The following is a 6428-nucleotide window of genomic DNA, read 5'->3' on the forward strand; positions in this document are numbered from 1 at the left end:
CATCCGGATATGCGGCCCAGATGATGGCCGCACGCTATCGACCGTACAGGAGGCCAACGCTTAAGTCACATTTAGGTAACGGACATCACGACGACGGCGCGTCGCCTTGTGCGGCAGGCCGCACGGGCAGGCGTACGGTGAATTCGGTCCGCCCGGGCCGCGACGCCACGGCCACTGTGCCCCCGTGGGCTTCGATGATGGACTGGACGATCGAAAGGCCCAGCCCGCTGGTTCCCTCGGCCGATGCCTGGTCCACTGGACTTCCTCCGGCCGGGACGGCTCCGGCCGGCACCCGGACCGTGCGGGACGCGTCTGCGCGGGCGAAGCGCGCGAAAACCCGGTCCACGAACTCCGGCGGGATGCCCGCGCCGTCGTCAGTCACGGTGATTGCCGCAGTGCCGTCCGCTGCCCTCGCGACTCCGGTGGCCACCGTGGTGCCCGGACCAGTATGCTTGCGCGCATTCGACAGCAGGTTGACCAGCACCTGGTGCAGCTGGGCGGCGTCGCCGCGCACCACCACCGGCTCGTCCGGGAGTTCCAGGTGCCAGGTGCGGTCCGGAGCCATGACTTTTTCATCACTCAGGGTCTCGATCACCAGCTGGGTCAGGTCCACGTCACCGAGTTTGAGCGGTTGGCCCTCGTCGAGCCGGGCGAGCAGCAGCAGATCCTCCACCAGCGTGGTCATCCGCTCGGACTGGCTCTGCACCCGGGCGAGGGACCGCTGGCCGTCCGGGGTGAGGGTCTCGGTCATGCGCATCAGCTCGGTGTACCCGCGGATGGCGGTGAGCGGCGTGCGGAGTTCGTGGGAAGCGTCCGCCACGAACTGGCGGACCTTCATTTCGTTCTCCTGCCGGGCCTCCAGCGCGTTGGACACGTTGTCCAGCATGAGGTTGAGGGCGTACCCCACGCTGCCCACTTCGGTTCCGGGATGGGAGTTCGACGGCGGGACGCGGACTGCCAGTGCCACTTCGCCGGCGTCGAGGGGCAGGCGTGAAACCTGCGTGGCAACCTCGGAAAGCTGTTCTAGCGGCTTCATGGTGCGGCGGATGATCACCGTTCCGGCCAGGCCGATCAGCACAAGGCCCCCCAGCGACACAATGCTGATGGTCCAGATGAGGGACGTCAGGGTGTTCTGCTTGTCGGCCAGGGGGAGGCCCGTGACGATGACATCCCCGTAGGGCGCCTGGTCGGCGACCAGGCGGTAGTCGCCGGTGGACAGCGTCCGGTCGGCCGGGGCCCCGTTGGGGGTCAGGCTCAGGAGAACCTGGTTGTCGGCTGCAGAAACCGCGGCACGGGTGCCCTCCTTGGTGAGGACGCCCGCGCTCCACACCTGTCCGTTTTCTATCCGGCCCACGAGCGTTCCGGGTCCCTGGCCCTTGGCGTCCAAAGGATCGGGCCTGTTCCCCTGTTGCCCGAGGGGCGGCCGGCCGAAGACGCGGGCACGGTCTGATGCGCCCGTGAGCCGTTCATCCAGCTGGCGGGTGAGGAAGGAGTTCATGGAGGCATAGCTGAACAGTCCGACCACGGCGCAGATGGCCACCAGCAGGGCCATGGCCACGAGGACCAGGCGGGTGCGGAGGTGCCAGGTCCCTGGATTCAGCCAGCGGCGCCTTTGGCTCCGGGAGGCGCCGGTCAGCTTCATCACGGCTAGTCCGCCGGTTTGATGACGTAGCCCGCGCCGCGGACCGTGTGGATCATGGGCGGGTGCACGGCGTCCACCTTTTTGCGCAGGTACGAAATATAGAGCTCCACGATGTTGGCCTGGCCGCCGAAGTCGTAATTCCACACACGGTCCAGGATCTGCGCTTTGCTCACCACCCGCTTGGGGTTTTCCATGAGGTAGCGCAGCAGCTCGAACTGCGTGGCCGTGAGCTGGAGGTCGTCCCCGGCCCGGGTGACTTCGCGGGTGTCCAGGTTCAGGACCAAGTCTCCCACCACTAGTTCGGCGGTATCCATGGCGGCGACCCCCGAGCGCTGCACCAAGCGGTGAAGCCGCAGCAGGACTTCCTCCATGCTGAAGGGCTTGGTCACGTAGTCGTCCCCGCCGGCGGCGAGGCCCACGATGCGGTCCTGCACGGCATCCTTGGCCGTGAGGAACAGCGCGGGCACCTCCGGCGCGAACGACCGGATCCTGCCGAGGAGCTCAACGCCGTCGAACCCGGGGAGCATCACGTCGAGGACCAGGACGTCCGGTCGGAACTCCTTTGCGAGCTTGACCGCCTCAGGGCCGTCGGCCGCCACCGCGACGGACCAGCCCGCCATCCGAAGGCCCATGCTCATGAGCTCGGAGAGGCTGGGCTCGTCATCCACCACGAGGGCACGGATGGGGGAGCCGTCCGGGTGGGTGAGCTGCGGGAGGTTGTTAGTCATGGAGTGCGAAGTGGCCATGGAACAACTGTCCGTTCTGCTGGTTAGCCGGTGCTTTCAGCTTCCTGTGCGCTGGCTGTGAATCCCAGCCTAGCGAGCCGGACACGACAGCACAGGGTCCTGAGGTGCGGAAAGCCGTTGTCTTGGTCCGCTTGACCGGACGGGGCAAGAGTGCGTCGGCGAAGAATTTCAACTCCGGGCCGCGTCATAGCTGGACAATCGCCGATTCACTGGCGCGGAATTCCGGCGTCGTTGATCCCGCTGAATAATCATCGCGAAATCAGGGCTTCGGCGCAGATAATTCGGAAAAATGGTCTTCCTGAACGTTCGTTCTGGAAAAATATGTGGGAAACCAAGGCTCTCCAGAATTGTGATTTGTCCCACAATGACGCATTTAATCTCACCATGTGGACCAGGGGGCCCATTGTTACTTGCAAGTTTTCATTGTTACGTTGCACACTTTCAAATGTGAACAAGAACTCAACAGCAACTGCAGCCGCAGAATATTGGCCCAGCACACCCGCTGCTGCCGACATGCGCTGTTGTCGAATGCACGCCTAACTTTCTACCCCACAAAGTTTTTAGGCATTCGCCCCCCAGCCCAGCGTCGGGCGCCCTCCCCAGAACCCATTGCGGGGAATCAAGCATTCGAGCCGCGATGACGGCCATTCACATTGAGGTAAGCATTCATGTCAGTTGCATCTGGATACGTCCACATCTCCGTACGTAACGCCAACAAGCCTGGCCAAGCGTCCGGCCACCGCCAGGGTTTTGGCGCCCGCCCCGCATTCCCCGCAGGCCAGGGCACTGCCGTCCCCGCGCCGGGTTACGCGCCCCAGGGATACAACCCCAATTCTTACGGCCAGCTGCGCGCTGTCCCGGCTGAGGAAGCCGCGCCGCTGACCGCTCCCACGCCTGTGGTGGCCCCGGCGCACGGCGCCACCGTCCGGCCGGTGCAGAACGACAATGTGGCACGCGGTTTTGTCCTGTACATGGGCATCGACGAGGAGACCGCCGCAGCTGCAGGCACCTCCATTGCCAAGCTCGCCCAGGAGATCCGGGCTTACGCCCAGTCGCTGGTTACCGGCGCGGAGAGCTACGCCGCCGTCGCGGTGGCGCCGGCCAGTGCGCCCGGTTCCGCGCTCGACGTCGTCCGCTCCACCTTTGGTGACCCGACGGTGAATTCCCGGCAGCGCACCGAAACCACCCGGCTCCAGCCGGCCCAGGACCCCCGCCCGTCCGGCGTCCTGATCGACCTCGCCCGCCGCGAAGTACACCTCGACGGCGAATCCCTGAACCTGACGTTCAAAGAGTTCGAGCTTCTTAACTACCTCGTCGAAAACGGCACCCGCACCGTGGGCCGCGATGAGCTCCTCGAAGGCCTGTGGCGCAACGCCGAGGAGGTGCCCAACGAGCGCACCATCGACGTGCACATCCGCCGCCTCCGCTCCAAGCTGGGCCGCCTAGCCAACACCGTGCGCACCGTCCGCGGCCAGGGCTACCGGTTCTACGAGCACCCCGAGGTTGTCGTCTGGGCTGCCCCGGAATACTCGATCTAGCTTCCTTTGCGCCAAAGCGCCCGCTCCTCACTGAGGGGCGGGCGTTTTCGCTTGTGTTCCCGGGCCATTTGTTTGCGCCCTGTTGACTTTTCCTGCTGCGGCGTAGGCTCGGACCGTCCGTCCGACTACGAGGAGGAAGACCATGTCCGTCGCACGCATCACCACCTTGAGCGCCAACTCCAAAACCTCTTTTGACGACGCCATCAAGGAAGGCATTGCCCGCGCCAACAAGACACTGCGCGGTGTCTCCGGCGCCTGGGTCAAGGAACAGAAAGTCGAAATCACCGACGGTCAAGTGGTCGCATGGCATGTGGTGCTGGAAGTGACGTTCGTCCTGGACGACTGAGCGGGACACTGCCCGGCCGGCCCGCTGGCCGGGTAGTAGGGTGAGTGCATGAGTGGGCACCACAAGAAGCGGCTGGTCATCATGCGACATGCCAAGGCCGATTGGCCCGGCGGCATCGCGGACCACGACCGGCCGCTGGAAGAGCGCGGCCATCGCGAGGCTCCGTTGGCGGGCAAATGGCTGGTCAAGCACAACATCGTCCCCGACTTCATCCTGTGCTCGAGTGCCCTGCGGACCAGGCAAACCTGCACCTGGGTGTGCAGCGAGCTGGGCGACAAAGCTCCGACGCCGAAACTTGAGGACGGGCTCTACGGCGCTTCCGCGCTTCGCATGCTGTCGGTGATCAACCACGTCCCGGACACTGTCACCACGCTGATGGTGATTTCCCACATGCCCGGGGTGCAGGACCTCGCCATGCACCTCGCGTCCCGCGATTCGAACCACGACGCCTACATGGATGCCGCCACGCGCTTTCCCACCAGCGGACTGACCGTCCTCGAAACCGAAAAATCGTGGGCGGAGCTGGACGGCCAGGACGCGCGAATAACCCACTTCAAGGTTCCGCGCGCACATTAGCAGCTCAGCCGCGCGGGGTACTCTTAACCTAGCGTCGTCTAGGGGGAAGGGCCCGCCATGCGCGATTCTGGTTGGATGCAGTGGCGGGCGTATGGCCGGCGGTGCGCGGCCGCCGTCGTAGTTCTTGCTTTGTTCCTGGCCGGTGCTCCGGCAGCCCAGGCAGCGCCGTCAGGCGAGCAGTTGTCGACGAGTGTTGTGACCACTCCGAGCCACCCCTGGGTCCTGGTCAATAAATCCCGGCCACTGAACCCGCTGCAGTTCGTTCCGCCGGACTTGGTGTCATGGAACGGTACCGGGCACGTTCTGCGGCGCGGCGTCTCCACGGCGGCAAACCAGCTCTTCACCGGAGCGCGTGCTGCGGGGCATTCACTGGAGGTTGTGAGCGGCTACAGGTCCTATGCCACCCAGCGTGACCTGTACAACTACTACGTCCAGATCTACGGCCAGGCGTACGCGGACCAGATCTCTGCCCGTCCCGGCTACAGCGAGCACCAGACCGGCCTGGCCATGGACGTGGGGAACGTCGGCGGCGGCTGCGGGCTGACGGCCTGCTTCGGGGACACCCCGGGTGGACGCTGGGTGGCGGCCAACGCGCACCGCTACGGGTTCATTGTGCGGTACCCGCAGGGCTATACCCACATCACGGGGTACACGTACGAGCCGTGGCACCTCCGCTACGTGGGGGTTGCGCTGGCCGTCGACATGAAGAGCCGGGCCATCCCCACGATGGAGCAGTACTTCTCGCTCAGGCCCACCATCAGGAGCGCTGCCGATGTGCTGGCCGCCGATCCCGGCGGGGCGCTCTGGAACTATCCTGCCAACGGCCGCGGCGGTTTCGGCGCGCGCGTGAAGATCGGCAGTTCCGGATGGACGGGCATGAAATCCGGCTTCGTCGCGGACTGGAACGCCGACGGAATCAACGACATCGTCGCCCAATGGAACACCGGCAGGCTGACGGTCTACCGCGGCAAGGGCTCCGGCGGATTCCTCAGCCCCATCATCGTGGGAACCAACGGCTGGCAGACCATGAACATCACGGTGGGCAGGTGGCATAACGGGCACCGCTTTCCGGGAGTTGTGGGGTATGGAGCGGACGGCACCATGGTCTACTACCCGAACCCCGGCGGCGGTGCACTGGGCGCCCCGCAGCGCATCGGTTTCGGCTTCCAGGGAATGAAGCTGGCCATGGCGGACTTCGACAACGACCGCAGGCAGGACCTGCTGGTCACGAGGTCAACGGGCGAACTCCTGCTGTACAGGTCGGACGGCGCGGCCAGGTTCGTGCCGGAGCCGAGGAGGAAGCTGGCGAACGGCTGGAATGCCATCGCACAGTCCCATGCCTCGTTCGGGTTCCTGGGCTCGGGGACGCGCGGGCTTACGGCGAAGGCCGCCGACGGGCGGCTGTTCCATTACAGCCTCGGCACCAATCAGTTCACCGGCGGCCGGCAGGTGGGCAGCGGATGGGGCCCCTACAGCATCTTCCGCTGACCCGATCGGCGGCGGGGCCTTCTGGTCAGGTTTTGATCAGGTTCTGGGTCAGCGGCGTGCGGCCGGCTGGCGCGGCGACGCCGGGCGGCCGG

The 6428-nt window shown here is 65.6% G+C and carries 6 protein-coding genes; 4 read left to right on the forward strand and 2 right to left on the reverse strand.

What is annotated here, in order from left to right; translation table 11 throughout:
• Positions 1 to 85: 85 nt before the first annotated feature.
• Entirely contained in the window at positions 86 to 1642 is a 1557-nt protein-coding gene (locus AC3A3W_RS09920; RefSeq protein WP_487442384.1) for a HAMP domain-containing sensor histidine kinase, read from the reverse strand.
• 5 nt (positions 1643 to 1647) lie between these two features.
• A complete protein-coding gene (locus AC3A3W_RS09925) occupies positions 1648 to 2388 on the reverse strand; it encodes a response regulator transcription factor (protein WP_487442376.1) in 741 nt (246 codons plus the stop codon).
• A gap of 668 nt (positions 2389 to 3056) precedes the next feature.
• Between AC3A3W_RS09925 and AC3A3W_RS09930 the strand changes: the two genes are divergently transcribed.
• The 4 genes from AC3A3W_RS09930 (at position 3057) to AC3A3W_RS09945 (ending at position 6336) form a co-directional block, all read left to right on the forward strand.
• The gene (locus AC3A3W_RS09930; RefSeq protein WP_205654128.1) at positions 3057 to 3926 is read left to right on the forward strand and encodes a winged helix-turn-helix domain-containing protein; all 870 of its coding nucleotides are present in this window, start codon (positions 3057 to 3059) and stop codon (positions 3924 to 3926) included.
• A 142-nt stretch (positions 3927 to 4068) separates the two neighbouring features.
• Complete coding sequence (locus tag AC3A3W_RS09935; protein ID WP_400579948.1) at positions 4069 to 4272, forward strand: dodecin family protein; 204 nt, start codon at positions 4069 to 4071, stop codon at positions 4270 to 4272.
• Between the two features lie 48 nt (positions 4273 to 4320).
• A complete protein-coding gene (locus AC3A3W_RS09940) occupies positions 4321 to 4848 on the forward strand; it encodes a SixA phosphatase family protein (protein WP_487442379.1) in 528 nt (175 codons plus the stop codon).
• A gap of 57 nt (positions 4849 to 4905) precedes the next feature.
• Entirely contained in the window at positions 4906 to 6336 is a 1431-nt protein-coding gene (locus AC3A3W_RS09945; RefSeq protein ID WP_487442380.1) for a D-alanyl-D-alanine carboxypeptidase family protein, read from the forward strand.
• Positions 6337 to 6428: the final 92 nt, after the last annotated feature.

It is taken from the genome of Arthrobacter sp. Soil_N43, from assembly GCF_057655195.1.